The sequence below is a fragment of the Neobacillus vireti genome (genome assembly GCF_036962345.1).
Classification (GTDB): domain Bacteria; phylum Bacillota; class Bacilli; order Bacillales; family Cytobacillaceae; genus Neobacillus; species Neobacillus vireti_A.
Window position 1 is genome coordinate 318833 of sequence record NZ_JBALNB010000007.1, and the last position, 25447, is coordinate 344279.

Genomic DNA, 25447 nt, shown 5'->3' on the forward strand with positions numbered 1-25447 from the left:
TAGACAGGAGTATATATATGAATTTATTACATGAAGCCGATCTATGGAATGCGAAAATGAGAAAGTTTGTTGAAGAAGAAATGGTTCCCTATGAATATTTGCTTCCAAAGTTTTTAAATGAACTGCCTGAGGACATTGTTAATCACATCTTTTCCGAAATGAAAAAACAAGGTTTATGGGCTCCTTCCGCACCAAAGGAATATGGGGGTCAAAGCTTGCCAAGCGTTACCTATTTAGGCTGGCGGGAAGCTTTGGGTCGAACAGCCCTATGGAGTGTGATGGGAGTTGTTTTGGAAAACCCTATGTACATTCTCTATTCTGCTAGTGAAAAGCAAAAGGAACGTTATTTGTATCCGACCATCCGTGGAGAAAAGCTGGGCGGGTTTGCTCAAACGGAACCAGAGGCAGGGGCAGATCCAGCAAGGATGACATGTTATGCCACTCGAAAAGGTTCCGGTTGGGTTATAAATGGAGTGAAAAAATTCATTGGGTATGGGGGATATGTGGATTATTGCCTCGTATATGCAAAAACGGATCCAGAAAAAGGGCGAGACGGGATTACCTGTTTTATTGTAGACAAGGATACGCCCGGATTTAACCCAACTGAGCAAATTGCAACTATGGGTGGAGATCAGCCTTGGTATATCAGGTTTGATGATTGTTATGTTTCGGATGAGCAGGTGTTAGGAAATATTGGAGAAGGATTCAATATTGCTCAAACCTGGTTTACCAGAAATCGCTATATGCTCCAGTCACCAATTTGTTTAGGGGCTGTGTCAAGAGCAATAGATGAGCTTTTAAAGCATTTTCCAGATAAAGTCGATCCTGAGTGGCTAGGGCGTGTTCAAGCAGAATATCGTCGTGCGCGTTTCTTGATGTACAATGCAGCATACAAATTTGATAATGGCGAAGATGCTCGTTATGATGCTGCCCTTAGTAAGCTAGCCAGCAACAAACTTTCCATGGAAGTATTTCGCAGAGCTTTAGAAATTAGCGGCCCCTATGGTTATGCTGTTGGCACGGTTTTCGAGCGTTATTATCGTGATCTTCGACGGTTCCCGATTACGGAAGGATCCACAGAGACCATGAAGCTGTTAGCAAGCCGTTCATTAATTCGTGGCTATGAAGAGGTTGATCGTCTTAGTCCGTACAATGTGCATGAGGAGGTAAAACATGTTTCGCAGTAGAGAGGATTCACTATTAAGAAAAATGCTACGGAATTTTGTTGAAACAGAAATGATTCCAGTAGAAAAAAAAAGAATGGCAAACGGAAAGGTTCCTCAAGAAATTTCAACAACTCTTCGTTCTAAACTATTTGCAGAAGGTTACTTAGGGAATGGAATAGGAGATTTGGAATCCTTATCCGCTTATTCCAGCTTGACGGTTTATGAAGAATTGCATCGATCTCTCTTAGGATTTTTGGGAGCAGGCGTAGTCGATGGGGCAGAACCAATGAATTTAGTTTCCTCTGATTGGTCTTCTGATACTCTTAAAGAGGGTGTCTACCCTGTTACAAATGTAACTTGGTGTGAAACCATCCCTGTGGAGAATGGTGTGGTTGTTTCTGGAAGCTTTTCGGCAATCGGGGATGAGAATTGTCAATGGTATTGGATTGATTCGAAGCAGGTCCTCATTAACCGTTCCAGCCCAGGAGTAAGAGTACTTACTCGTGAAGGAATAGGTATTCTAGATGTAAGTGAAGTCCATTTAGATAAAGTTCACGGTCAAAAAATAAATTCTAATAAAGACTTGAACAACGAAAAGAATCCACAATTGGTATTCATGTATTTACAACTGGCCGCAGGTGCTGTTGGAAGTTCTTTACGAGCGATTGAAGAGGCAGTTGAATTCACGAAAACCAGGGTAACCTTTGGAAAGCCGTTAAGTGACAGACAAGCGATTCAATGGAAATTGGCAGACGCGTCTGTCACTGTTCAAGGTGCACGATTGTCATTATTCGAAAGTGCTGTGTCTTTGGAACAGGATCCCTCAAATGAGAATCTACAAGCAATCGCCAAACTTTCTGCAGCAGACGCTGTTCAGGTTGCTATCTCTATCTTTGATGATATCATTCAGATTTTCGGTGGGAAAGGATATTCCCAATATTTTTGGATTGAAGAAGCGTTCCGTAATCTTCTTGGTTATCAGGCAATATTGAATTCAAGCGAAGTTTATAAAGCGGTTGGCGAACGCATTAAACATCAAAAAAAATTATTTAGTAATCTTGCAGAAATTAAATAGTATAGGTTTGGTTACCAATCTATTACTATCTACATGAAGTTAATAGATAAAAAAATAATGCAGATTTTCTCTGCCACTCTTTTACAATGAGACAAAAGGTAAGCGTTGGTTGCAGACTAATGCTTACCAAAAAACTATAATAAAAATTTTTAGAATTGTTTGACACCTATTTATTCATCGTGGTAAAGTATAAGTATACATTAGGTGGACCGTACAACCTTACAATATATTAACATGGTGTTCGCGCATGAATTGATAAAAAGACAACTAGACTCTTAATACATTTTGTTGCTGAAAGTAGAATCATAGAGATTTTAGACGTTTTCCGATAGGAGAATCATTAATCTAAAAAATTTTGAGGTGTTCTTGCATGATTGAATTTGATTTAAAACCAATGTTTTCCCCACAATCCATCGCAATTATTGGTGCATCATCTGATGAAAGCAAAATTGGCGGCAGACCCTTATATATGCTAAAACAGATCGGATTTAAAGGAGAAATTTTTCCTGTAAATCCAAAATACGAGGAGATTGCTGGGTATAGGTGTTTACCAGATATTCAAAGCCTCCCGGAACATATAGATTTAGCCATCATTGCGGTTAAATCGAATGCAGTCTTATCTTCTTTAGAATTACTAGCTGCTCGCTCAATTAAAAGCGCTGTCATTTTTAGTTCCGGTTTTGCTGAGGTAGGAGCAGAGGGCATTGAAATGCAGAATAAATTAACTGAATTTATTAAGAAGTCAGGTATCCCGGTTGCTGGACCGAATTGTAATGGTTTTACGAATTTAAAAGAAAATGTAATCGCTTCTTTTTCTCCAGTAAACCTTGACCAGGTCGATCCGATTGCGTTTATTTCTCAAAGTGGAGCAGTTGCCACGGTTACAACAAAATTAATCCGTGATATTGGATGTGGCTATCAATATTTAGTTGGTACCGGGAATGAAGCCGGAGTTGATTTCTTCGATTACGTCAATTATTTTGCACAGCAGCAGGAAGTCAAGGTAATAGGTGGATATCTAGAAGGAGCAAGAAACAAGGAGTCGATGGAAAGAGCATTAGCTTCATGCCTTGAAAATGAAAAACCGCTTGTGCTTTTAAAGGTTGGCAACTCTGAAAAAGGTGCCGATGCAGCAACGTCGCATACGGGATCACTTGCAGGGAACTCAGCGATTTATAGTAGCTATCTGAAGAAGAAAAATGTGATTCAAGTCAATAGCGAAGAAGAATTAGTTGATACGCTTGCCCTATTTAATAATGCCAAGCTGCCTTCAAGTTTTGGGGATGTTGCCTTAGTCACTGGATCTGGCGGTGCCGGGATTATAATGGCGGACAAATGTGAAGAGTACGGTGTTCCACTGGCCAAATTACAACCAGAGACCACGGCAAAGTTAAAAGATTTATTGCCTTCCTTTGCTGCATTTGGGAATCCAATTGATGTCACCGCTCAAGTCTTGCAAACGCTGGACAATTTGTTTGAATCCATTGAGGTTATTTTAAATGATGATAACGTTGGGACAGTTGTGTACTATATGCAGCTTTGGGACCATTTAGCCCCAACTTTTATCCCGAGATTGGAGCAAATTGCTGCCAATACGGATAAAACGTTCATTGTATGTTGGTCAGGTGTAGCGGATGAGACAAAACAAAAGTTTCGTGAGAGCGATTTTTGTTGGATGCCTACTCCAAGCAGAACGATTAGAGCGCTCAAAAACATAAATGAATATAACCGAACTCGATTAACTGGCTCTTATAAAAAGTTTAGCAGCGAAGAGCGAATGACAGTTCCGCAAGCATTGGAAGCAGTTTTTGGTAATGCAAATGAGCACACAGGCAAAACCTATCTTGCAAAGTATGGGATTTCAGTTCCAACTGGCAAAGTCGTAACAAGTAAACAGGATGCCGTAAATACAGCTGAAGAAATTGGTTATCCTGTCGTCATGAAAATTGCATCTGAACAAATTGCGCATAAGAGTGACGCAGGAGGTGTGAAGATTAATGTGAAGTCTGACCTAGAGGTCAAGGCTGCTTATGATGAAATATGGACCAATGCAAAGAACTATAATCCTAATGCACAACTAGAAGGAATCCTTGTAGAGAAGATGATAGAGGACGGAATTGAGGTTATTATTGGTTCCGTACAAGATCCATTATTTGGTCCATGTATACTGTTTGGGATTGGCGGGATATTTGTTGAAGTATTCAATGACGTCGTTCTCCGTCCAGCTCCACTAACTCGAGAAGATGCTTATGAAATGGTTCAATCTATCAAAGGTTATACCATTTTAAAAGGTGCAAGAGGAAAAGGTCCTTATGATATTGCTGCTCTTGTGGAGACATTGGTGAAAATATCCGAATTTAGTTTTGATCAAAGTGAATGGTTGAAAGAGCTAGATATTAATCCAGTGATTGTACATGAAAAAGGGAAGGGTGTCACAGCAGTCGATGCATTAATCGTTGGAAATGAAAAGAAGGTTAGCCATTCTACTCCTGCCATTGAAGCAGTTCGTTGATACAAGCCGGCTAAGTTTCGCAAGTAAATAATAATGTACTAGGAATTACCTTCGTTATGTGGTTCCATGTGCCATTTGTTTGTATAAATAAAATTAATTAGGAGGGGTTTGAAGGATGTTTAAAAGCGAGATTGTACAAATTGGAGAGGTAAAAGCTCATGTCTTTACTGCAGGTCAAGGGGAACCATTAGTCTGGTTAAATGGAGCTGGGGCTGTTAATCCGGATATTAGCTTCTTTTCAAAGCTAGCAGAAAATAATAAGGTTTATTTGGTTGAAAATCCTGGTTTCGGGCAATCAGAAAAAATTAAATGGGTGAAGGAAGCAGCAGATTATAATTACTTTTATCGGGATTTCCTAGATTATTATAATCTAGACAAAGTAAATCTCGTTGGACATTCCATTGGTGGAAGAATCGCTCTTGAATTTGCCATCAGCCATCCGCATCGCGTGGGAAATTTAGTATTAATCAGTCCGCAAGGGGCGTATGTGAACGGTGTGAAGGTACCTGATTACTTCCATGGAGACAAGGAGTACCAAGCAAAATTAATTTTTCACGATGAAGGTTTATTAAAGCAAGCAATTAATATTCAAAATACCAGAGAAGAAGTGGCAAGAAAAGATAAAAATGAAGCGGCATTAGCAAGATTAATCTGGGAAAGAAATTACAATCCTAAGTTCCCAGTGCTATTAAAATATGTAACTGCACCAACCTGCATTATTTGGGGTAAAGAAGATCGATTATACCCAGTAGAGCATGGTACATTTTTTAATCAAAACATTAAAAATTCTACACTTCAAATCATTGAAGACACAGGTCATGTCCCACATATTGAAAAAAGTGAGGAAACGAATCGAATCGTTCAGGAATTTCTCACAAAAAAGTATTCAGTTAATACATTCTAAAATATTTTAACCATTTATCGTTTAGTAAAAGTAGGATAATAGCTAACAATTCAAGGGGGTAAAAACAATGACAAAAGTATTTTCTTTTCATTTAATGCCATATTTAGACGCTGATATTGAGGGGTATAATCAAAATAAATATGATTCTGCATGGGTAACATACCCTAATAAACATTACGATCCAGTAAAAGGGCATCAATATTATAACGAATTTCTAGAGCAATTAGAATATGCAGACAGAATGGGATTTGATGCTGTGTGTGTTAACGAGCATCATCAGAACTCTTACGGTAACATGCCATCACCAAATATTATGGCTGCAATGTTAGCTCGTAGTACAAAAGGGAAGATTGCCATTTTGGGGAATGCTACATCGTTACACAGCCTCCCACAGCGCGTGGCTGAAGAAATTGCAATGCTGGACGTGGTTACAGGTGGAGACCGAATTATTTGCGGCCTTGTACGAGGAATCGGAGCCGAATACTTTAACTTCCGTAATGTAAACCCGAACGAATCAAAAGACAGATTCTATGAAGCTCATGATTTAATCTTAAAAGCTTGGTATGAAGATGGTCCGATTGAATTCCATGGTGAATATTTTGATGTTCCATTCCTCAATTCATGGCCGAGGCCAATTAGTAAACAGATTCCGATTTTCCTTCCGTCAACTGGAAGCCGGGACACCGTTAAATTCGCTGCAAGACACAAATATCCTTATATCGTAACGGTTTCTTCTTTACCTACCATTAAAAAAATCTATGATGATTATCGTGAGCAAGCGAATCGATTTGGATACACTGCTGTCCAATCTCAATTAGGATTAAACCATAAGATTTATGTGGCAGAAACGGATGCTAAAGCTTGGGAAGAATTTGAAGAGCATATCCGATTTTGGTATAAATACCAAATTAATTTCAAAGGTTATCAGGCCTTCCCTCCAGGATACATTGGAGCAGAAGCAAGACAATTTGCCATGGAAGCATTGGTTAATGATAATATTGCAGACATGTCTCCTCAAGAAATGTTTGATAAAGGTTATGTCACAGTAGGATCTCCTGAGACTGTGAAACAAAGATTAACAGAACTACAAAAAGAAACAGGTGTTGGTGTAATTAATGCATTTATGCAAATTGGTAATATGCCACATTGGAAAGCAATGAAGAACATTGATCTATTCTCACGTTATGTCTTAAAAGACATTCAAAAGCTGGGTGATGATACAGAGTTAGAACAAGGCGACACGCTCGCAGGAAAGAGTAAAGAAGAGGTTGCTTTATTCTATTAAAAGGTCCGTTGTAAAAATTATTCTGTATATTCGGGTTGTAACCGAATATACAGAATAATTTTGTGATTCAATGAAAAAGAGATTCCCTTCTATTAATGATTATTAATCAAAGGAGACTAAATTGGCTGTTTAATAACATTTTAACCGTACTAATAAAATTACGTTAATTTAATAGACCAATTGAAGGGTTGAGGAGCAATTATGAAGAAAATTCATCTATTAGGCGTTTTACTTTTAGGTATTCTTTTAGTTTTATCAGCCTGTGGCGGCGGGGCTTCGCAATCAAATGGAGGAGCCGAAAGCAATGATGATAATTCGTCCACAAACAAAAATAAATACGTATTAAAAGCAGTTCATGGTTATTCTACTAATTCAACCATGCATGATCTTGCTACATGGTTTAGTGACGAGGTTGAAAAGCGAAGCAATGGAAGACTAACGGTTGAAGTATATCCCAATGGCCAAATCGTTCCTGTAGATCAAGAAATACCAGCCATGCTAAATGGTCAAGTGGATATAACTTTAAGTAGTTCCAATGCTTTAGCCGCGATTGAAGATGGCTATTATGTCTTAGAGCTTCCATTCTTGTTCGATTACGATCCAAAAGACGTCTCAGTCTTTCTAAAAGATATGAGAGCCTTTTTATCCCACGAAAATGGAGGTCAACAGTTTGCTAGTAAGCTCGAAAAAAAGGGACTTATCGTATTATCTAACACAGCCAATGCGGATCCCGGAGTTCTTTGGACAACAAAAAAAATGGTTACAAACGTGGAAAGTATTAAAGGAATAAAAACGCGAGTTCCAGGAGGACTTGGTATCCCTGAAACGTTAAAGGTAGTAGGAGCAAGTGGGGTTTCGATCCCTGCCTCAGAACAGATTACTGCTTTACACCAAGGTGTTGTTGATGCAACAATCAATCCTGTCATCTATGCTCTTGATTATAAGATACCAGTTAAATCAGGAACATTACTACCATTAGCTGCCTATGGAAATCCACTAGTAATTTCTAAAGCCAAATATGAATCATTACCTGCCGACCTTCAAGAGATTTTAATTGAAGTTGGTAAAGACCTAGAACCTTACTCGGATGAAAATGTAAAAAATCGCTATGCTACTGTTTTTGATGAACTAGAAAAATCTGGAATTGAAGTGCATTATCCTACTAAGGAAGAACTTGAAGATTGGAAAACAGCAGTAGAGCCTGTTTATAAATGGTTTACAGATAAAGTAAATGGTGGTCAAGAATTAATTGATGCTGTATCAAAAGACAACTAAAATAACGTCAAATTCTTCTTCCTAATTGAAGGCATTTTACATTTTCGGTCAAAGTAAAATTTCTTTGAGATATCTGGCCATAACTATTGTTCATTTTTATCTTTGAAAACCTACATTGTACCTCGTTATAGAATATATAAAATTAATTAAATATTAAATATTCCCTTGTATAAAGTTAGAAAGGAGAAGAGCTGATGCAGCTAATGGAATATATGAAAAAATACTATCATTTAAAAAATGTGATGGAATTGTCAGGGGTAAGATTCGGTATGACTGATCAAAGAACGATAGGTCATAGTAAAGAATTAGATTTGTTAATAAATGAAATCTTGAAAATTAAATATCCGGGAAGCTCCAATCGGAAAGAAACTCACTAGCAATCCGTTTAAGTTAAATAGTTAGTCTGTGAAAATACAAATTAACATTCGAATTCTATTATTTTAATTCGTAAAGAAGGGAAAGAACCTGAGATTCTTTCCCTATCTTCGTTTAATTAACTGTCTTTTTTAGTAGTTTAAATACTTGATTTTAAAAGAGAGGAGATAGAAAAGATTAATGTGCACTTTAGTTGAAACTTCTAATGGAAAAATTGAAGGGAAAATGGAGAATGGAATCACTGTTTGGAAAGGGGTTCCTTACGCGAAACCACCTATCCAAAAATTGCGTTTTAAGCCTCCTGAACCACCTGCCCCGTGGAATGGTGTATATGATGCGACTCAGTTTGCACCAGGATGCCCTCAACCCAAAAATCCTTTTGCTAACATTCTTGGCGAAAGGAAGGAATTAGAAACCAGTGAAGACTGCCTTTATCTAAATATTTGGTCACCGGCTGCCGATACGAAAGGACGTCCGGTAATGGTTTTTATTCATGGCGGTGGTTTTTGGTTTGATGCGGGATCAAACCCATGGTATGACGGAACTTCATTTGCTCAACAAGGGGATGTTGTCCTCGTAACGATTAATTATCGTTTAGGTCCTCTTGGATTTTTACATTTAGCCGAAATAGGTGGAGAAGAGTATGCTTATTCTGGAAATTGTGGTTTATTAGATCAGGTCCAAGCATTAAAATGGATACAAGAAAATATTCATCATTTTGGCGGTGATCCTGAACGGGTTACGATTTTTGGTGAGTCAGCTGGGGCAACCAGTGTTGCCTTGTTAATGGCCATGCCTAGTGCGAAGGGATTATTTAACCAGGCAATTTTACAAAGCCATGCTGGTGATTTTTTTACGAAATCAAAAGAGGCAACGGAAGTGGCGAGGAAATGGTTGGAGATTCTTGGTATACAGGAGAATGAGTTATGGAAATTAGAAAATGTACCAGTTGAAGAGCTTTTAAAAGTGACGGATACACTAAGAGTGAATGCAGCAAAATCCGCAGTTTTTCAGCCCGTTATCGATGGTACCCTTATTCCGATGGAGCCACTGCAAGCCCTGCAGTCCGTGGCTTCAAACCATTTATCTGTTTTATTAGGGACAAATAAGGACGAAGATCGGTTGAGGGCAGCAGTAACACCTGGATGGAATTCAATGAGTGATCAACAAATTTATGAATCCATTGAGAAGACGATAGGACAAATCTGGTCGGAGGTCTCAAGTCACTACTTAAACAGAGAGAAAGACGAACAAAGTTTACGAGATTCTGTTGAATGTGCAATTGGCGACTTTCGATTTTGGTTTCCAATGATTAAAATGGGGGAGCGCCTTGTTGAAGCAGGAGCATCTGTTTGGATGTATCGGTTTGATTGGCCATCTCCAGTCCTTGAAGGACAATTAGGGTGTTGCCACTATATGGAAATTCCATTTGTTTTTCATCACTTAAATCATCATGATGCTCTTATCTTAACTGGTGATTCCCCTCAAAGAGAAGATATATCCTTGCAACTGCATCGTGCTTGGATTGCTTTTGCACATAGTGGAAATCCTAATCACGCTCTCATTCCAGAGTGGCCGCACTATGAGGTAAATAACCGGCCAACCATAGTTTTCCACGAGAAGAGCAAGATCGAGAACGATCCTCGCAGGGGAGAAAGGTTGGTATGGGAGGAGGCATGGAAGTTACTAGAATCTTAAATTAAACAGAAAGAGTACATATTACTATAAAAAAAAGAGCGGAAGATTATTCCTCCGTTCCCCCGTACTCTTTATCTAACTTCATTTTAAAAGAATAATCTTTGTCTTTATCCGAACCATGTTTTAGTGTAAACAGGTATTTGGTTCTTTCACCAAGTACCACTCTCTTTTCAATTAAAATAAGGTTTTCTCCTACATAAAACAGTCTTTCAACAGATAATGCTGGTTTTCCAACTGTTGAATTTAAATAATAGGCACTAAAATCATCTAATAAGATTGGATCCATTTCTAAAGTTGAGTGAGTAAAACGGATGTTAAGGTCATTCTCCAAATACTCATGGAACACAGTTTTTTCAAAATCTATCGATTCAATTTTTGGTGCAAATTTCAAAGGAATGTAAGTTGTACCTAAAATTAGCGGGGAATCGTTAGCATTTGCTACAGCATTTATTTTAAAAACACTTTCTGAAGAATCCATTTTAAAAAGGCTATATATACGATTTGGGACATCCTTATCTATGGATGCTTTAATCACTTTAAGGCTTGGATTAAGTCCCTGTTCACGTGCCTGACGAGCAAAGGCGATTTCTCCCGTTAAATCCTGTAATACCTTTTTTGGTGAGACAAATGTCCCGATTCCTTGTTTTCTTTCGATGAGCCCCTCGATCATTAGGTCATTCAATGCTTTTCTAGCGGTTGCGCGGCTAATATTGTACATTTCCATGAGCTCTCTTTCGGAAGGCACCATTTCACCTTCTTTCAAAGAGCCATCCTTTATTTTTTCTTTTAAAATTTCTTTTAACTGATAATACAGTGGGATTATACTTTTTTCATCTAACATTTAATCACTCTTCCATTAATTATATTATTAACTTAATATGTTATACGTACCATTAATTATATTTTAAATTCAAAATAAAGATAATACAAGAAAGATTTATTGATATAGGTGATTAACCTGTCTGAACGGGAAGAGTGAAAAGATCCATATAAGACCAAAAAATAAAAAGGGGAGGGAATCCCGAAAAGGACCACCCACCCCTGAATACCAACCTTATAAGCTAGACTCCCTTTCCGCATAGGAAGACTTTATTTTTGTTTTAGGTAACCTCAAATTTCCTGCTATTATTCCGCCTAATATTAAAACAACTCCGAGCCATTGGAACATACCTACCTGTTCTGATAAAACTAGCGATGATAAGATGACAGCAATAGGAAGTTCAGCAGATGTTAAAATGGTTCCCAGACCTGGTCCGATATGTGGCATACCGATTGTAAAGAGGATTGGCGGTAATACTACACCTAATAAACCAAGGTAAAAACCGTACGGTGCAATTTCCATTAATACTGGCAATTGCAGCAAATCCGTTGGCGGACTGAGGAGGAAGACGGTAATCATGCCCCCAGTGGTAAACAAAGCACTTTTTTGCACAACTGGTGTATCTTTCTCCACACTGCTGCTAAGAAAGATAAAAGTTGTATAGGTTAGTGCAGAAAGCATTCCCCAAATAGTACCTTGCCATGTCATTCCTCCGCTGCCTTCAGCGATAATTCCTGAAGCAAATATGGAACCAATCACGAGAATCGAAATTGAAACAACCTTCCCCATGGTTGGTTTCTTTTTATAAAAAAACCATTCAAATAAGCTGCCAATCCAGACAAATTGAAACAAAAAGATGATTGCAAGCGAAGCATTAAGTGATTGCAGAGATTGGTAATAAAATAGACTCGTTAATCCAAGTGGAATCCCCGATAAAAGCAATTTTCCTATTTTCGGCAGCGTAAGTTTCTTCTTTTTCGTAAAGAGAGCTGCGATCCAGATTAAGAGAGTCCCCATTAAGAATTGACTTCCTGTTACAGCTGCACTGCTAAAACCAGCCGAATAAGCTAATTTTACAAAAGTGGATAATGCGCCGTAGCAGCATCCCCCCAATAAAACAAGTAATGCGTAATGCCAAGTTTTCATTTTTACATACCCCTTTCAGTCTATAAAACATAAAAAGCCACACAGCTTATATTAGCTGTGTGGCGAAAATAGAGAATTCTCTAGAAAAGTCCACGAACAATTTTTTTGGGTTCAATATTACTTTGTTTATTCTAAGGGTATTTACAGTGGATGTCAATCAACAACTTTCATTTCAGAATCTCCTAAGTGAAACAATCTAGTGCCATTTACCCTTTTTTTATTGAGAAAAAGGGATTGGAAGATATAGTATATAATTATCATCTTGATAGGAAGGAAATACCAAATAGGAACATAAATTAGGTAGATACTTAATTTGAGGAGGGTTTTAAAGTGAAAGTTCTTTTAATAGGAGCAAATGGGACAATTGGTCGTGCGGTTCGTAAAGAATTAGAAATGAGACATGAAGTGGTGACAGCTGGGCGGAATGGAGCAGAGTTGCAGGTCGATATCACATCGCCGGATAGCATCAAAGAAATGTACGTAAAAATAGGGAAGGTTGATGCCGTGATTTGTGCAGCGGGTGCCACATTTTTTGGCCCACTGACAGAACTTACGCCTGAAGAGAATGAACTATCGATTCAAAGCAAGTTAAAAGGCCAAGTAAACTTAGTTCTTCTTGGTCATAAACACGTAAATAATAGTGGTAGTTTTACCTTAACAACCGGTATTATTATGGAGGATCCAATTGTGGGTGGTGTGTCTGCTGCTATGGTAGGGGGTGCAATTAAGGCCTTTGTGGAATCAGCAGCGATTGAGTTACCTAGAGGAATTCGGATTAATAATATTAGTCCGACGGTCTTATCTGAATCAATTGAAAAATATGGTCCTTATTTTCCTGGATTCGAGCCTGTTTCTGCATACCGAGTGGCTAAAGCCTATCAAAAGAGTGTAGAAGGTGGTCAAACAGGGAAGACATATCGTGTTTACTAGGTGAGGAAAATCATTTAAGTAATCACCTGAGTTATTGGAACGCTATGCACCTTAATAAACAATTAAAAGTACCAGTACAAAGTTGTACCGGTGCTTTTTTGTATTTTAATATTTATTATATGTCAATCATTTATTTAAATTTTTAAATAATTCAGAAAAAATATTGACACAATTTTGTCACTGTTATAACATTCTTATTAGGAGAAAGTTAGTGAGTACTAACAAACATAGTTAGGTAGGTAGAAGGCATATGACCACGGATGAAAAAATCTTGAAGGTCGCAATTGATATGATTGCGAAAAAAGGATTTAAGGGAGCAACCACGAAACAAATAGCTGAAAAAGCTGGTGTGAGTGAAATGACTCTTTTTAGACATTTTCCGAACAAAAAAAAAATATTAGAAGCAGCAATTGACCGTTACTATTATAGTTTTCAGATGAAGGAGCTGTTTGAGCATAAGTTAATTTGGAATCTAGAAAAAGATTTATTGATGATTGCCCAGACATATCACACCATCATGAAAAAAAATAAAAACGTCATAAAAATTGCCATTCAAGAAGGGCATAATGTGCCGGGACTGCTTGAACAGGTTAATAAGCACCCAAGGCAATTAAAGGAATTGATTGAAAAATATTTAGAAGAGATGAATAAAAGGAAACTTATCAGAGATTGTGATTATGAGCTCACAGCCATGAATTTTCTTTATATGAGTTATGGTCTTTTTATATCACGATCTTTCGTTTCAGGAGAAATCATTACTTCCCTTTCAGAAGAGGATGTAATAAAAGGAAGTGTCCATGTATTTATCGATCACTTAACATCCAGTAAGGTAGATGAAAGAGTCCATTAATGAAGGAGGAAAAAACATGCATTTATTAATTCACTTAACACATGGTCCAGAGGCACCAACCCAAGCAGACCGGGCATTTCTAATTGCTAAAACAGCTCTTCGGGATGGACATCAGGCCTCAATGTTTCTTGCAGGAAGTGCAGTCCAATTACTAAAGGAAGAAAATCTTGACACGGTATTTGGGGTAGGGGTAACGGCAACGGAGTTACGAAACTCTGTTAATGAAATACTTGAACGTGGAGGTCGAATTGTTCTATCACAAGTATCCTGCGGGGCCAGAGGTATTACGGAAGATGATTTACAAGGGAAAAAGATAGAATTAGGGTCTCCCAGTGTCCTAGTCGAAATGACCGCAGCTTGTGATAAGGTCATAACTTACGGGTAAGAGAGGTGAAGTCAAATGACTGGAATTTGGGAAAAATACTTAGATGAACGTGACTCAAAAATATACTCTGGAGCTGGACTAGGGAAGACATATGGTTTAGGCAAAAAAACAGCACTCATCATTGTCGATGTGCAATATGGATTCACTGGGGATGTGCCAGAGGAAATTGAAGAGGCAATTAAAACATATCCAACCAGTTGTGGAGCAGCTAGTTGGGAGGCCATTCCACATATTAGAAGAGTACTAGAAATATTCCGAGAAAAAGGACTTCCCGTGATTTATACCATTATCGAAGGCTCCAAGAGCAGTGATAATGACCGTGTAGCAATTAAAGGTCAGATTTTTGATCACCCGCTGCTCCTGGAAGGAGAAAAAGGGACTAAGGTAGTTGAAGAGTTAGCACCGATCAATGGTGAAATCATTTTATCGAAGAAAAAACCTAGTGCGTTTTTTGGAACTCCATTGGTTTCTCTTTTAACAGCAAAGGGAGTAGATAGTGTAATCGTGACAGGCTGCACAACAAGCGGATGTGTTAGAGCAACTGTAGTTGACGCTTTTTCAAATAATTATAAAGTTGTCGTTCCAGAGGAATGCGTATTTGATCGTGGTATTACGACCCATGCGATTAACTTGTTTGATATACAACAAAAGTATGGTGATGTCATACCTGTAGAACAGGTTATATCCCATTTGAAAGCGCTTAAACTTGAGGGGGAAGGTAAATGATTATCTCAAAGCAGGACGGAAAATTAGTGTTGGTCAGGCAAGACGAACATGCCATCCAAATGGGAACAGTATCCAGGTTATGGGGAAACGAACAGTTTCAAAAGTTAGTAAATCATGAATCTGTTAGTCTTGGAATTGAAAAACATGATGCTGGTTGGAGGCAGCCTGATGATGAAGTATTATTTAACGAAGCAACAAAACGACCAACCAACTTTTTAGAAGTTAATTTACCTGAACATGTTCGTTTCTATGAAATTGGCTATCGTGACACATTAAAACAAGATCAATATGCAGGAATGATGTTAGGAATGCATTGGATTGGTTTATATACAAGTAGGTTTGGATACGATCCAACCTTTACGTATAAAGTTTCCGATGATCTCAGAGGCTTTATGAATGAAACGATTAACACAATCCAAAAGGAATGGGTTGATATCAAGCAGCAATATTGGGCAGCACAACTTAAACGCAGTGAATTTGAAGATAACATATGGATGCAATATGAGTATTTTCAGGTTATGGATCGCTTAGGGTTATTCATGGGATTAAATAATCCAAAAGAAAAGAATGAAGTTACATTAGGTCCAGTTAGAATGACAAGGGAAAGCGAACCGGTTCACTTAACAGTAAAATCAAAAGGAAATGGAGAAATTCTTATTCAGCCATTCCCATTTGCGGATGAATTTAATACCTCCGTCCCCGGAAGAAGAATAGATGACCGTGACTATGAAAATCACCAAGAAGCAAAGGAAATCATCGAAGGTACTGAAAAAGAAGATATTCAATGGAGAATTGTTGCTAGCTAATCTAACACATTATGGTTTTTGTTATCTGAACCTTGCTAATATTCAGGTAACAACCGATGAAAATGTGCAAAAGTATAAGGTAATGATGTTAGTGGGTACTAACTAACTTCAATCGAATGCAGGTGAATGAAATTGAGCGAAGGCTTTATCCTAAAAAATGAATTTGCACATGTTTCCGTAAAACTAGACAGATCTGCTAATGGGGATCGGTTATTAATAGAGGATATCCGAACCGGAAAAGTTTCCTTTTTCGATCCCCTTGAATTAGAAAGTTTATTATGGAGTACGCACAAGGATCTTACTACTCTATTAGATCCATCACAAACAAGATGGATTGATGAAGCAGACGACATATAGCAATTTTGTCAGTAAAATTGGTTGATAAGAGCGGATAAAAGGTAGGAGGTAAAAGCATTTGAATAAAGTAAAAGCAGCTGTACTGACAGAAAAAGAAACGATAGAAATAAAGGAATTTCCAATCCCTGAAACAGGAGAAAACGACGCCCTCCTCCATGTGGAAGCCTGCGGGGTATGCGGATTCGACAGTGAAGCATATTTAAATGACGGAAATGGGGTTTTTCAACTCCCCTGTGTTATTGGCCATGAAATAGTTGGCAGGGTAACAAATTTAGGTCAAAGGGCTGCAGAACGATGGGGGTTAAAAGAAGGCGACCGAGTGGTAGTCGAAGAGTATATCCCATGTGGTTCCTGTAATAATTGTCTGACCGGAAACTATCAACAATGTTTTGATTTACGATATGGGGCAATGCGGATAGACAATGAGAAAACGGCTTTATGGGGAGGATTTGCAGAATATATGTATCTGCACCCAAATTCTATTATTCATAAAGCGAGTGCTGATGTTTCTCCAGAACTATTGCAATTATATATTCCGATATCGAATGGAATTCACTGGGTTCAAGAAGTAGGGAATACGAAAGTCGGTGATACCGTTCTTATCCAAGGACCAGGACCAATGGGCTTAGGTGCAGTAATCGGAGCTAAAGAAGCAGGAGCGGGTAAAATCATTGTTACGGGTATGTCAAAAGACGAACATCGTCTAAAATTAGCAAAGGAGTTTGGTGCGACTCACACGTTTTTTGCAGATACTCAGGATCTCGTTAAAGAGGTTCATGCAGTAACGGATGGGAAAATGGCAGATACCGTTATTAACGCAGCAACTGCCCCGCAACAGCTCGTAACTTCATTAGATCTTGCTGGACTTAGAGCAACCATCGTTCACTCTGGGACCGATGATAAATTATCCCAAAATCTCATGTCTAGTAAAATCACTTGGAAGCTGCTGACTGTAAAAGGAGTCCTTGGCCGGCCAAAGAAAGCAGTCGGAGTCGCATTAAGGGTCATTGAATCAAGGAAATACCCTCTTGAAAAGATGGTTACGCACAGTTTTTCTATTGAAGAGGCAGCCAAAGCAGTCAGGACCCATGCATACGGTGAGGATGGGTGTATACATGTTGCAGTTGTTAACGAATCTTTAAAGGAAGATAGGTGAAAATAGTGAACATTTCTGATCTCGTAAAAGAAGGCGCAGTACACGGAGATGTCTATAAGGATGAAGGTATTTTTCAAAAGGAAATGAAGAAAATCTTTGAAAATACTTGGGTCTATGTAGCACATGAAAGCGAGATTGCTAATTCAGGTGACTACAAGACAACAGTTATAGGTTCCAATCCAGTCATCGTGACCCGCGACTCTGACACAGATGAGATACATGTTGTTTTGAACCGCTGCAGACACAGAGCTGCTACGGTTTGTCAGCAGGAACAAGGAAATGCAAACTATTTCCGCTGTGCCTATCATGGATGGACATATTCCAATAATGGCGATTTGACAGGAATGCCATTTCAAGATGGATATGATGAAAAATTTGACCGCTGTAAAATGGGGTTAATAAAAGTTCCTAAGGTTGGAGTGTACCGGGGCTTTATCTTTGCTAGTTTATCGGAAGACGTTCCTAGTCTAAAAGACTACTTGGGGCATGCCCGTAAATATATCGATTATGTCATAAATACAGGACCTGAGGGCATTGCACTAAATGCAGGTGTTCATAAATACAGCTTTGACGGCAATTGGAAGCTACAAGTAGAAAATACCATCGACCCTTATCATTTAAGTGTCACTCATAGAAGTTTCTTTAATCTTGTCGCCAACAAAACCGGAAAAAGAATAAATTTTTCTAAAATGCACAAAAACGAAAAAATACGTGACTTGGGTAATGGACACTCCTTATATGAATTAGATGGAGACCTTGGTATTGGTGCATTACCATTTAATTTGATTATTTTTCCTAACCTCGGCTTTGTAGGTTCTCAAGTTCGTGTAACGAGACCAATATCCGTTAATAAGACTCACGTAAGCTTATACCCGATCATGCTGAAGGGTGTTTCCATAGAAGAGAATGCCAGCAGGTTAAGAAAGCACGAAGGTTTCTATGGTCCGGCTGGTTTTGGGACTGTCGATGACCTCGAGGTTGGATTTGACCGAGTCATGGAAGGACTGAATGCAAAAGCCAATGGAGCAGAATGGCTTGAAATCAGTCGAGGAATGAACCGGGAAGAGATAGATGAAGACGGGATTATTACTGCCACTTCAAGTGACGAGGTTTCGGCAAGAGCATTATACAAAGAATGGCGGAGACTAATGACTAAAGAATAATAGGATGTTAGGAGGCATGAAAATGAATGGAGTTCTTATAGACCGAAAGGATGTAGAAGCTTTTCTTATAGATGAGGCCTCTTATTTAAATGATGGGAAGTTTAATGAATGGCTTGAATTATTTACAGAGGACGCTTGGTATTGGATTCCGTCAAATAAGGATCACTATGATCCAAATGCGCATGTATCAATCATATACGATAACAAAGAGCGGCTGGGAGAACGAGTTTGGCGATTACAAAGTGGTTTAGCATATGGTCAAGAGCCGCAATCAAGAACGAGACATTTAATCTCAAATATTAGAGTTCTAGATCAAGATGATCAATCGATTACCGTAAGCTCAAATTTTATAATTGTGGAATTAAGGCGGAGTATCCAAACTATATATTCTGGCAGATTTGAACACAAGCTGAGAAAAAACGGGAACTCATGGAAAATTGCCTCAAAAAAAGTGGAGCTCATTAATAATAACGAATTTATCGGAAACCTGAGCTTCTTGTTATAGAAAAGGTGCAAAATTTATGAGCAGAGTACCGGTAATCATTTTAAGTGGATTTTTAGGAAGTGGAAAGACAACTCTATTATTAAATTTACTTGAGGAATCCAAGCAAAAGGAAATGACGTTTGGAATACTCATGAATGAGTTCGGAAAGATGGATGTTGACAGTCATATTCTTAATGGAAGAAGTTCTGTACCTATTCAATCTCTTAATGACGGATGTGTCTGTTGCAGTAAAAAAAGTGAACTGGTAAAAAGCTTCGAACAACTTTTAAAGACAAACCCAGCTACCATTTTTGTTGAATTAACAGGCATTGCGAATCCAGAGGAAGTCATGGATGAAATGTTGAAAAAAGAATTAGTTTCTCGTATTTACGTGAAAAGTGTCGTTTCACTTGTTGACGCTGAAACTATTTCTAAAATAACTTCTTTCGATATAAGGACCACATTTGCCAGACAACTATGTTCTGCAGATTTTATTATCGTAAATAAGGTAGATACGGTAGAGAATCTGAATAGGTCTAAAATTAAAACATTAATTCAAGTGTTAAATGATTCAGCCGAGCTTCTATTCACGGTTAAAGGTCAGGTAGGTCTGGATCACCTGCTAACGATTAATAGAACAGGAAAGAAACACCATAAAAGGTCCCTTCAAGCGATAGAGGATATGGAGCAGCAGGAAGACCAACCTTCTTACGAATATTTATCTACTATTGCAATTCCTGTTCCAATTAAGGTAACAAAAAGCATGATAGAGGAGTATTTCTTTTGTCTAAAGCCCAATCTAATGAGGGCTAAAGGGTTCGTTTGTTTAGAAGAAGACAATAACATATATTTAGTTCAATGGATTGGGAATAGGCTGAGTTGGGAAGTCTTTATGGAATATGAAAGGCAACCTTTTATTACCTTAATAGGCGTTGATTTAAATGCAAATCAGGCATTTGAAAAGTTCTCCCAACTTGTAAGAATGCCAATTGAAAAGCTTTTGAAAATGAATGGATAAAAATATACAAAAATAATGCTGGTAAAATGCTGTTTGAATAGTCTATGTAGGAATATGTCGATTTTTTTATTATTCAGAAAATACAGAATTATATATAATAGGAAGGGGAAGACTAGTTAATTTTTACTAGTCTTAAACATAAGTACTAGAATACAAGGGGTGTTTGCGCAGATGAATCTTGAAGGTGAAGCGAAATTTTCAATGGATGTCAATCAGTTGTGGAATTCACTGTTAGATGAGGAAATTTTGAAAAAAGTCATACCAGGCTGTCATGAATTGGTCTTGAAAGAAAATGGTGAATACGATGTCGTTTTAAAATTGGGCGTGGCTGCAGTCAAGGGAGAGTATGTAGGAAAAGTAAAAATTGAAGGTGTAGATAAACCAAATTATTATATTCTTCACGCCTCTGGAAGTGGATCTCCTGGTCATGTAAAAGCAGAAATGCATTGCCGATTATTTGGGACAGAAGACGGATCTAGACTTGAATGGAACTGTGACGCGGAAATAGGCGGCACGATTGCAAGTGTCGGTAACCGAGTTCTAGGCGGTGTAGCAAAATTTTTAGCAGGTAAATTTTTTAAAGATATACAAAAGGCGGTAAAATCAGCTTCCATAGAATCGCCCGCAGATTCAGCAATTAAAATGGAATAAATCCTTCAATATATCGATTATACCAATAGCACTATTTCTCATTGTCTTAGAAAATCGCAGAAGAACATATATAAACTAAATTAAAGGTGGTTGTTAAGAGAATGACAAGAAATTATCGAGTAGGACTAATTGTCCCAAGTTCTAATACAACAATGGAAACTGAAATACCAGCCATGCTGTACGCGAAAATGAAAGAATCTTCCAAAATCTCTTTCACCTTTCATTCTAGCAGGATGAGAATGAAGCACGTTTCAAAAGAGGAATTATCAAAAATGGATGTGGAAAGTGACCGATGTGCGGTGGAATTATCTGATGCACGTTGTGATGTTCTTGCTTATGCGTGTCTGGTTGCCATCATGTGTCAGGGAGCGGGCTACCATATAAGCTCGGAAAAAAGGTTGTATGGTGCAACGGTTGAAAATGATGGTGCGGTCCCAGTAATCAGTAGTGCTGGAGCATTAGTGGAGGGGATAAAAACCATAAATGCAAAGAAAGTCTCTATTATTACCCCATACATGAAACCTTTAACTCAGATGGTAATTGATTATTTGGAACAGAGTGGAATTGAAGTAATTGATGCGATCAGCCTTGAGGTACCGGATAATTTAGAAGTTGGGCGATTAGATCCAAATAATCTTCCTGAGATTGCAAAAAAGCTAAATATTAAAGGAGCTGATGCAGTCGTTCTTTCTGCGTGTGTACAAATGCCATCGCTTCCAGCAGTCCAAAAGGTCGAAGATGAGCTGGGTATTCCAGTATTAACTGCTGCCACTTCAACGGTTTATAAAATTTTAAAGCAATTGGAGCTGGAGACATCAGTCCCTAACGCTGGAAGCTTATTATCAGGTAAATATTAATAATCGAAAAAATGAACCTAGTAAAAGGAGGTCATCATAATGAAGCCCCCAAAGTTCTCCTATCTAAGACCTAATAATCTCCAAGAAGCTCTAAATATGCTGGCTGAATATGGAGACGAAGCCAAGATTATGTCTGGAGGCCAAAGTTTGATTCCTTTATTAAACATGAGGCTTTCAACTCCTGGCTACATAATAGATATTGGCAGAGTAGAAGAATTGAAAGGAATCAGAGAAGAAGAAGATGCCCTTGTAATCGGCGGGATGACTCGTCATGTGGATGTAGAAAAGTCTGCATTGGTTCAGGAAAAATGCCCGCTACTGACGGAAGGAATACGCTGGGTAGGACACAATCAAATCAGATCGAGGGGCACGATTGGCGGAAGCATCGCCCATGCTGATCCCTCCGCTGAGCTGCCATGTATGTTAACTGCCTTAAGAGGCGAAATCGTTATTGTTTCAAGTGAGGGGGAAATGACCTTATCACCTGAGGAATTTTTTCTAAGTTATTTATTAACGACGTTAGAACCAAATCAGCTTGTAAAGGAAATTCGCTTTCCAAAAATCAAAAAGGGGAGTGGATACGCCTTTGAAGAAGTTGCTAGGAGGCATGGGGATTTCGCTCTAGTAGAGGTAGCAGCCGTCATAGAGCTTGATCATAATGGGACGATAGCTGATGCAAAAATTGCACTAGGCGGTGCAAACTCGGTTCCTTTTGTCCCTGAAGCAACAGAGGAATTTTTAATAGGAAAGCTGCCTGACTATTCCATTATCAAAGAAGCAGCTACTCTTCAATTAGATGAATTGGATCCAGAAGGAGATATACACGGCTCGAAGGAATACCGTCGATATTTATCAGGTGTTTTACTAGAAAGGGCATTATATAAAGCGGTTGATCGGGCTAGGGAAGGAGTAATCGCATGAGCAATTGTAACGTCAAAATGAAAGTAAATGGAAAAGTGATAGAAAAAGAGATTGAGCCTAGATGGCTTTTATCCGACTATCTGCGAGATAAACTTGGCCTGACTGGAACACATGTTGGCTGTGAACATGGTGTGTGTGGAGCGTGTACGGTATTACTAAATGGTGAGCCTGTTCGTTCCTGTTTAATGCTTGCTGTCCAGGCGGATGGCTCAGAAGTTGAGACAGTGGAATCCCTTGCTGAAGTAGATGGTACTTTACATCCGATTCAACAAGCATTTGCAAACAATCATGCGTTACAATGTGGATTTTGTACTCCAGGTTTTCTAATGTCTGTAAAAAACTTCATGGAAACTCATCCTGATTTACCAACAGATGATGAAATCCGTGAAGCGATCTCTGGTAACCTTTGCCGTTGTACTGGATACAGCAATATTATTAAAGCTGTGAAAGAGGCATACGTACTGAAATGTTAACCAAAGGAGGGACCCGAGCGTGAAACAATTTGTTGGACAAAATGTAAAAAGAAAAGAGGATTATCGGCTGCTTACTGGTTCTGGAAGGTTTGTAGCGGATATTCGAATTGAAAATATGGTCGAAGCAGCGATTCTAAGAAGCCCTTATGCACATGCAAGGATAAAAAACATTGATCTTTCACAGGCAAAGAATTATAAGGGTGTCCTTGATGTCATCATTGCTGCTGATTTAAAAGGAAAAGTAAAACCTTTCACTGAATTTGTAGAATTCACCTTGCCTCCGCAGCTAGAAGCTGATATAAAGCCCACGATTAAGAAAAACCCTGAACCCATGTTAGCAGAAGACAAGGTAACATTTGTCGGTCAAGCGGTTGCGATTGTATTAGCAGAAGACCGGTATGTTGCTGAGGATGCACTTGCTTTAATCAAGGTAGACTATGAGCCTTTGCCTGTAATTACGGATCCCTATGAAACCATAAAGGAAGACGCACCTGTTATCCATCCAGAGCTGGGTAATAATATTCAATCACATTTTGAGGTGAAAGTTGGAGATGTTGACCATGTCTTTAGGCAGGCAAATCACATTTTAAAAACAAGAATAAAAACTCCAAGAGTATCGGGAAATCCACTTGAGACCAGAGGAGTAATTGCCGAGTACCAAGAACGAAATCAACAACTTGATGTTTGGTCATCTACTCAAGTACCATTTATGGTTCGGTCCTATCTTTCAAAGCTCGTTGGGTTGGTCGAAGGCAATATACGTGTTGTTGCCCCAGATGTTGGCGGCGGATTCGGTCCGAAATGTGCGGTCTATCCAGAGGAAATTATCATACCGTATCTTGCGATGAAATACAAACGTCCAGTTAAGTGGATTGAAGATCGTCTTGAGCATATGCAGAGTACCAGACATTCGCGTGATCAGGTACATGACGTTGAAGTTGCATATAGAAATGATGGAACAATTCTTGGATTGAAAGATCAGTTCCTCTTAGATAATGGAGCACATAACTCCTTTGCTTTATGCTGTGCCTACAATTCGGCCGCACATTTGCGGGGAATGTATCACATTCCAAATTATGAGATAACCGGACGAATCGTCTTAACCAATAAGACACCAAACGTACCATACCGCGGGGCAGGCAGACCAGAAGCAGTTTACGTAATGGATCGAATCATTTATATGATTGCTGACAAGTTAAATCTTGATCCGGTAGTAGTTTCGATGAAGAATTTTGTTCGTCCTGATCAAATGCCGTATGAAACAGGTATTTTTTACCGCGATGGTGCAAATATGGTTTTGGAAAATGGTGACTACGTAAAATCGTTGCAGCAAGCAATGAAAATAGCCGGGTACGAGGAATTCCGTCAACAACAAAATGAGGCTAGGAAAAACAATAAAAATATCGGGATTGGTTTTTCGTCTTACATTGAGGGAACAGGTATTGGTCCATTTGAAGGTGCTGCTGTCAAAGTTGACTCCACTGGACATATTTTGGTAGGGGTTGGCTCTAGTCCACACGGCCAAAGTCATGAAACCACTTTTTCCCAAATTTGTGCTGATGTGTTTGGAGTAAATCCAGAACAAGTATCAGTACGGGCCGGAGATACAAGTCTGTTGCCATATGGTGTGGGTACTTTTGCAAGCAGGGGTGCAGTTACGGCTGGATCAGCGGTTCATGGCGCTTCCAAACAATTAAAAGAAAAGTTCATTCTCATTGCTGGCCAGATGCTTGGAGTTTCAATAGATGAACTAGAAATGAATGGCGGTAAAGTTTATTTGAAAAATATGCCTGCCAAATTTGTTACTTTACAAGAAATAGCTCAGGCTGCTAAACCGGGTCCTCGCTGCAAGGTTCCAAAAGGAATTGAACCAGGTGCGAGTGCGACTTACTACTTTGTACCTCCAACCGTGACATTTTCGTCTGGCTTTCACATAGCAGTTGTGGAGGTTGATAAGGAAACAGGATTTGTCGACATCTTGCGTTATATTGTCGTTCATGATTGTGGCCGTGTAATTAATCCTAAGATTGTCGATGGTCAAATTCAAGGTGGAGTTGCACAGGGTATTGGTGGTGCACTTTATGAAGAAATTATTTACGATAAAAACGGCCAATTAGTGACCGGAACCTATATGGATTATTTAATTCCTACGGCAATGGAGGTCCCTGAAGTTGAAATGGGTCACCAAGAGTATCTTTCGCCACACAATCCGATGGGGATTAAGGGAGTGGGAGAAGGTGGTGCCATCAGCCCGCCAGCTGCAATCGCCAATGCTGTTTGTGATGCAATGAGACCATTAAAAATAGAAATAAACACTCTCCCAATTAGCCCTAATAAACTAAGAAGTTTAATAGAAGAAGCTGAAAATGCAGAAAGTGTCCTAAGTTAAGAGGAATCTAGTAACCTTTTTAGAA

Annotated in this window: 25 protein-coding genes; 23 read left to right on the plus strand and 2 right to left on the minus strand. The window is 38.7% G+C overall.

The genetic code is table 11. The annotated features are described in order from the left end of the window. Nucleotides 1-17: 17 nt before the first annotated feature. The 8 genes from V7108_RS09015 to V7108_RS09050 all read left to right on the plus strand — a co-directional run bounded on the left by V7108_RS09015 (nt 18) and on the right by V7108_RS09050 (nt 10290). Nucleotides 18-1187: an acyl-CoA dehydrogenase family protein gene (locus tag V7108_RS09015; RefSeq protein WP_335519695.1), complete on the plus strand. Its 1170-nt coding sequence runs from the start codon at nt 18-20 to the stop codon at nt 1185-1187. Further along, on the plus strand, nt 1174-2241 hold the full coding sequence (locus V7108_RS09020; RefSeq protein ID WP_335519698.1) for an acyl-CoA dehydrogenase family protein: 1068 nt from the start codon (nt 1174-1176) through the stop codon (nt 2239-2241). The genes V7108_RS09015 and V7108_RS09020 overlap by 14 nt, the downstream gene beginning before the upstream one ends. Before the next feature lie 370 nt (nt 2242-2611). Next, nucleotides 2612-4753: an acetate--CoA ligase family protein gene (locus tag V7108_RS09025; protein WP_335519702.1), complete on the plus strand. Its 2142-nt coding sequence runs from the start codon at nt 2612-2614 to the stop codon at nt 4751-4753. Nucleotides 4754-4868: 115 nt separating this feature from the next. Next, nucleotides 4869-5657 (plus strand): alpha/beta fold hydrolase, encoded by a 789-nt coding sequence (locus V7108_RS09030; RefSeq protein WP_335567971.1) that lies wholly within the window; start codon nt 4869-4871, stop codon nt 5655-5657. Between the two features lie 67 nt (nt 5658-5724). Next, nucleotides 5725-6942 carry an LLM class flavin-dependent oxidoreductase gene (locus V7108_RS09035; RefSeq protein WP_335519708.1) on the plus strand — a complete coding sequence of 406 codons (1218 nt, stop codon included), beginning with the start codon at nt 5725-5727 and terminating at the stop codon, nt 6940-6942. Between the two features lie 201 nt (nt 6943-7143). Further along, nucleotides 7144-8217: a TRAP transporter substrate-binding protein gene (locus V7108_RS09040; RefSeq protein ID WP_335519711.1), complete on the plus strand. Its 1074-nt coding sequence runs from the start codon at nt 7144-7146 to the stop codon at nt 8215-8217. Between the two features lie 194 nt (nt 8218-8411). After that, a complete protein-coding gene (locus V7108_RS09045) occupies nt 8412-8594 on the plus strand; it encodes an aspartyl-phosphate phosphatase Spo0E family protein (protein WP_335519714.1) in 183 nt (60 codons plus the stop codon). A 178-nt stretch (nt 8595-8772) separates the two neighbouring features. Beyond that, nucleotides 8773-10290 carry a carboxylesterase/lipase family protein gene (locus V7108_RS09050; protein ID WP_335519716.1) on the plus strand — a complete coding sequence of 506 codons (1518 nt, stop codon included), beginning with the start codon at nt 8773-8775 and terminating at the stop codon, nt 10288-10290. Between the two features lie 46 nt (nt 10291-10336). Here the strand turns inward: V7108_RS09050 and V7108_RS09055 are convergent, their stop codons facing one another. Both V7108_RS09055 and V7108_RS09060 read right to left on the minus strand, forming a co-directional pair. Further along, nucleotides 10337-11131 (minus strand): GntR family transcriptional regulator, encoded by a 795-nt coding sequence (locus tag V7108_RS09055; protein WP_335567972.1) that lies wholly within the window; start codon nt 11129-11131, stop codon nt 10337-10339. A 213-nt stretch (nt 11132-11344) separates the two neighbouring features. Continuing rightward, nucleotides 11345-12256, minus strand: coding sequence for an EamA family transporter (locus V7108_RS09060; protein WP_335567973.1), 912 nt, complete (start codon nt 12254-12256; stop codon nt 11345-11347). A 330-nt stretch (nt 12257-12586) separates the two neighbouring features. On the opposite strand from V7108_RS09060, the gene V7108_RS09065 reads away from it, so the two are divergent. The 15 genes from V7108_RS09065 (at nt 12587) to V7108_RS09135 (ending at nt 25422) form a co-directional block, all read left to right on the plus strand. Then, the gene (locus V7108_RS09065; RefSeq protein WP_335516036.1) at nt 12587-13186 is read left to right on the plus strand and encodes a short chain dehydrogenase; all 600 of its coding nucleotides are present in this window, start codon (nt 12587-12589) and stop codon (nt 13184-13186) included. A gap of 250 nt (nt 13187-13436) precedes the next feature. Then, nucleotides 13437-14036 carry a TetR/AcrR family transcriptional regulator gene (locus V7108_RS09070; RefSeq protein WP_335516038.1) on the plus strand — a complete coding sequence of 200 codons (600 nt, stop codon included), beginning with the start codon at nt 13437-13439 and terminating at the stop codon, nt 14034-14036. Nucleotides 14037-14052: 16 nt separating this feature from the next. Next, nucleotides 14053-14421, plus strand: a complete 369-nt coding sequence (locus tag V7108_RS09075; RefSeq protein WP_335516040.1) for a DsrE family protein — start codon at nt 14053-14055, stop codon at nt 14419-14421. A 15-nt stretch (nt 14422-14436) separates the two neighbouring features. Further along, complete coding sequence (locus V7108_RS09080) at nt 14437-15147, plus strand: isochorismatase family protein (protein ID WP_335516044.1); 711 nt, start codon at nt 14437-14439, stop codon at nt 15145-15147. Further along, complete coding sequence (locus V7108_RS09085) at nt 15144-15953, plus strand: DUF3891 family protein (RefSeq protein WP_335516047.1); 810 nt, start codon at nt 15144-15146, stop codon at nt 15951-15953. The genes V7108_RS09080 and V7108_RS09085 overlap by 4 nt, the downstream gene beginning before the upstream one ends. A gap of 126 nt (nt 15954-16079) precedes the next feature. Beyond that, on the plus strand, nt 16080-16310 hold the full coding sequence (locus V7108_RS09090) for a hypothetical protein (RefSeq protein ID WP_335516050.1): 231 nt from the start codon (nt 16080-16082) through the stop codon (nt 16308-16310). A 58-nt stretch (nt 16311-16368) separates the two neighbouring features. Beyond that, the gene (locus tag V7108_RS09095) at nt 16369-17466 is read left to right on the plus strand and encodes a zinc-dependent alcohol dehydrogenase (protein ID WP_335516054.1); all 1098 of its coding nucleotides are present in this window, start codon (nt 16369-16371) and stop codon (nt 17464-17466) included. A gap of 5 nt (nt 17467-17471) precedes the next feature. Then, nucleotides 17472-18629 carry an aromatic ring-hydroxylating oxygenase subunit alpha gene (locus V7108_RS09100; RefSeq protein WP_335567974.1) on the plus strand — a complete coding sequence of 386 codons (1158 nt, stop codon included), beginning with the start codon at nt 17472-17474 and terminating at the stop codon, nt 18627-18629. Nucleotides 18630-18651: 22 nt separating this feature from the next. Next, nucleotides 18652-19134 (plus strand): aromatic-ring-hydroxylating dioxygenase subunit beta, encoded by a 483-nt coding sequence (locus V7108_RS09105; protein WP_335567975.1) that lies wholly within the window; start codon nt 18652-18654, stop codon nt 19132-19134. Nucleotides 19135-19150: 16 nt separating this feature from the next. Then, nucleotides 19151-20131 (plus strand): CobW family GTP-binding protein, encoded by a 981-nt coding sequence (locus V7108_RS09110; RefSeq protein WP_335516061.1) that lies wholly within the window; start codon nt 19151-19153, stop codon nt 20129-20131. Between the two features lie 171 nt (nt 20132-20302). Next, nucleotides 20303-20782, plus strand: coding sequence for an SRPBCC family protein (locus V7108_RS09115; RefSeq protein WP_335516064.1), 480 nt, complete (start codon nt 20303-20305; stop codon nt 20780-20782). Between the two features lie 101 nt (nt 20783-20883). Further along, on the plus strand, nt 20884-21639 hold the full coding sequence (locus V7108_RS09120) for a maleate cis-trans isomerase family protein (protein WP_335516066.1): 756 nt from the start codon (nt 20884-20886) through the stop codon (nt 21637-21639). Nucleotides 21640-21678: 39 nt separating this feature from the next. Then, a complete protein-coding gene (locus V7108_RS09125) occupies nt 21679-22560 on the plus strand; it encodes an FAD binding domain-containing protein (protein WP_335516069.1) in 882 nt (293 codons plus the stop codon). Then, nucleotides 22557-23033 (plus strand): (2Fe-2S)-binding protein, encoded by a 477-nt coding sequence (locus tag V7108_RS09130; RefSeq protein ID WP_335516072.1) that lies wholly within the window; start codon nt 22557-22559, stop codon nt 23031-23033. The genes V7108_RS09125 and V7108_RS09130 overlap by 4 nt, the downstream gene beginning before the upstream one ends. Nucleotides 23034-23052: 19 nt before the next feature. Then, nucleotides 23053-25422, plus strand: a complete 2370-nt coding sequence (locus V7108_RS09135) for a xanthine dehydrogenase family protein molybdopterin-binding subunit (protein WP_335567976.1) — start codon at nt 23053-23055, stop codon at nt 25420-25422. Nucleotides 25423-25447: the final 25 nt, after the last annotated feature.

Bases quoted from the DNA above. Each gene is read 5' to 3' on its own strand.
- V7108_RS09015 (WP_335519695.1), top strand. From the start codon at position 18: ATGAATTTATTACATGAAGCCGATCTATGGAATGCGAAAATGAGAAAG.
- V7108_RS09020 (WP_335519698.1), top strand. From the start codon at position 1,174: ATGTTTCGCAGTAGAGAGGATTCACTATTAAGAAAAATGCTACGGAAT.
- V7108_RS09025 (WP_335519702.1), top strand. From the start codon at position 2,612: ATGATTGAATTTGATTTAAAACCAATGTTTTCCCCACAATCCATCGCA.
- V7108_RS09030 (WP_335567971.1), top strand. From the start codon at position 4,869: ATGTTTAAAAGCGAGATTGTACAAATTGGAGAGGTAAAAGCTCATGTC.
- V7108_RS09035 (WP_335519708.1), top strand. From the start codon at position 5,725: ATGACAAAAGTATTTTCTTTTCATTTAATGCCATATTTAGACGCTGAT.
- V7108_RS09040 (WP_335519711.1), top strand. From the start codon at position 7,144: ATGAAGAAAATTCATCTATTAGGCGTTTTACTTTTAGGTATTCTTTTA.
- V7108_RS09045 (WP_335519714.1), top strand. From the start codon at position 8,412: ATGCAGCTAATGGAATATATGAAAAAATACTATCATTTAAAAAATGTG.
- V7108_RS09050 (WP_335519716.1), top strand. From the start codon at position 8,773: ATGTGCACTTTAGTTGAAACTTCTAATGGAAAAATTGAAGGGAAAATG.
- V7108_RS09055 (WP_335567972.1), bottom strand. From the start codon at position 11,131: ATGTTAGATGAAAAAAGTATAATCCCACTGTATTATCAGTTAAAAGAA.
- V7108_RS09060 (WP_335567973.1), bottom strand. From the start codon at position 12,256: ATGAAAACTTGGCATTACGCATTACTTGTTTTATTGGGGGGATGCTGC.
- V7108_RS09070 (WP_335516038.1), top strand. From the start codon at position 13,437: ATGACCACGGATGAAAAAATCTTGAAGGTCGCAATTGATATGATTGCG.
- V7108_RS09075 (WP_335516040.1), top strand. From the start codon at position 14,053: ATGCATTTATTAATTCACTTAACACATGGTCCAGAGGCACCAACCCAA.
- V7108_RS09080 (WP_335516044.1), top strand. From the start codon at position 14,437: ATGACTGGAATTTGGGAAAAATACTTAGATGAACGTGACTCAAAAATA.
- V7108_RS09085 (WP_335516047.1), top strand. From the start codon at position 15,144: ATGATTATCTCAAAGCAGGACGGAAAATTAGTGTTGGTCAGGCAAGAC.
- V7108_RS09090 (WP_335516050.1), top strand. From the start codon at position 16,080: ATGAAATTGAGCGAAGGCTTTATCCTAAAAAATGAATTTGCACATGTT.
- V7108_RS09105 (WP_335567975.1), top strand. From the start codon at position 18,652: ATGAATGGAGTTCTTATAGACCGAAAGGATGTAGAAGCTTTTCTTATA.
- V7108_RS09110 (WP_335516061.1), top strand. From the start codon at position 19,151: ATGAGCAGAGTACCGGTAATCATTTTAAGTGGATTTTTAGGAAGTGGA.
- V7108_RS09115 (WP_335516064.1), top strand. From the start codon at position 20,303: ATGAATCTTGAAGGTGAAGCGAAATTTTCAATGGATGTCAATCAGTTG.
- V7108_RS09120 (WP_335516066.1), top strand. From the start codon at position 20,884: ATGACAAGAAATTATCGAGTAGGACTAATTGTCCCAAGTTCTAATACA.
- V7108_RS09125 (WP_335516069.1), top strand. From the start codon at position 21,679: ATGAAGCCCCCAAAGTTCTCCTATCTAAGACCTAATAATCTCCAAGAA.
- V7108_RS09130 (WP_335516072.1), top strand. From the start codon at position 22,557: ATGAGCAATTGTAACGTCAAAATGAAAGTAAATGGAAAAGTGATAGAA.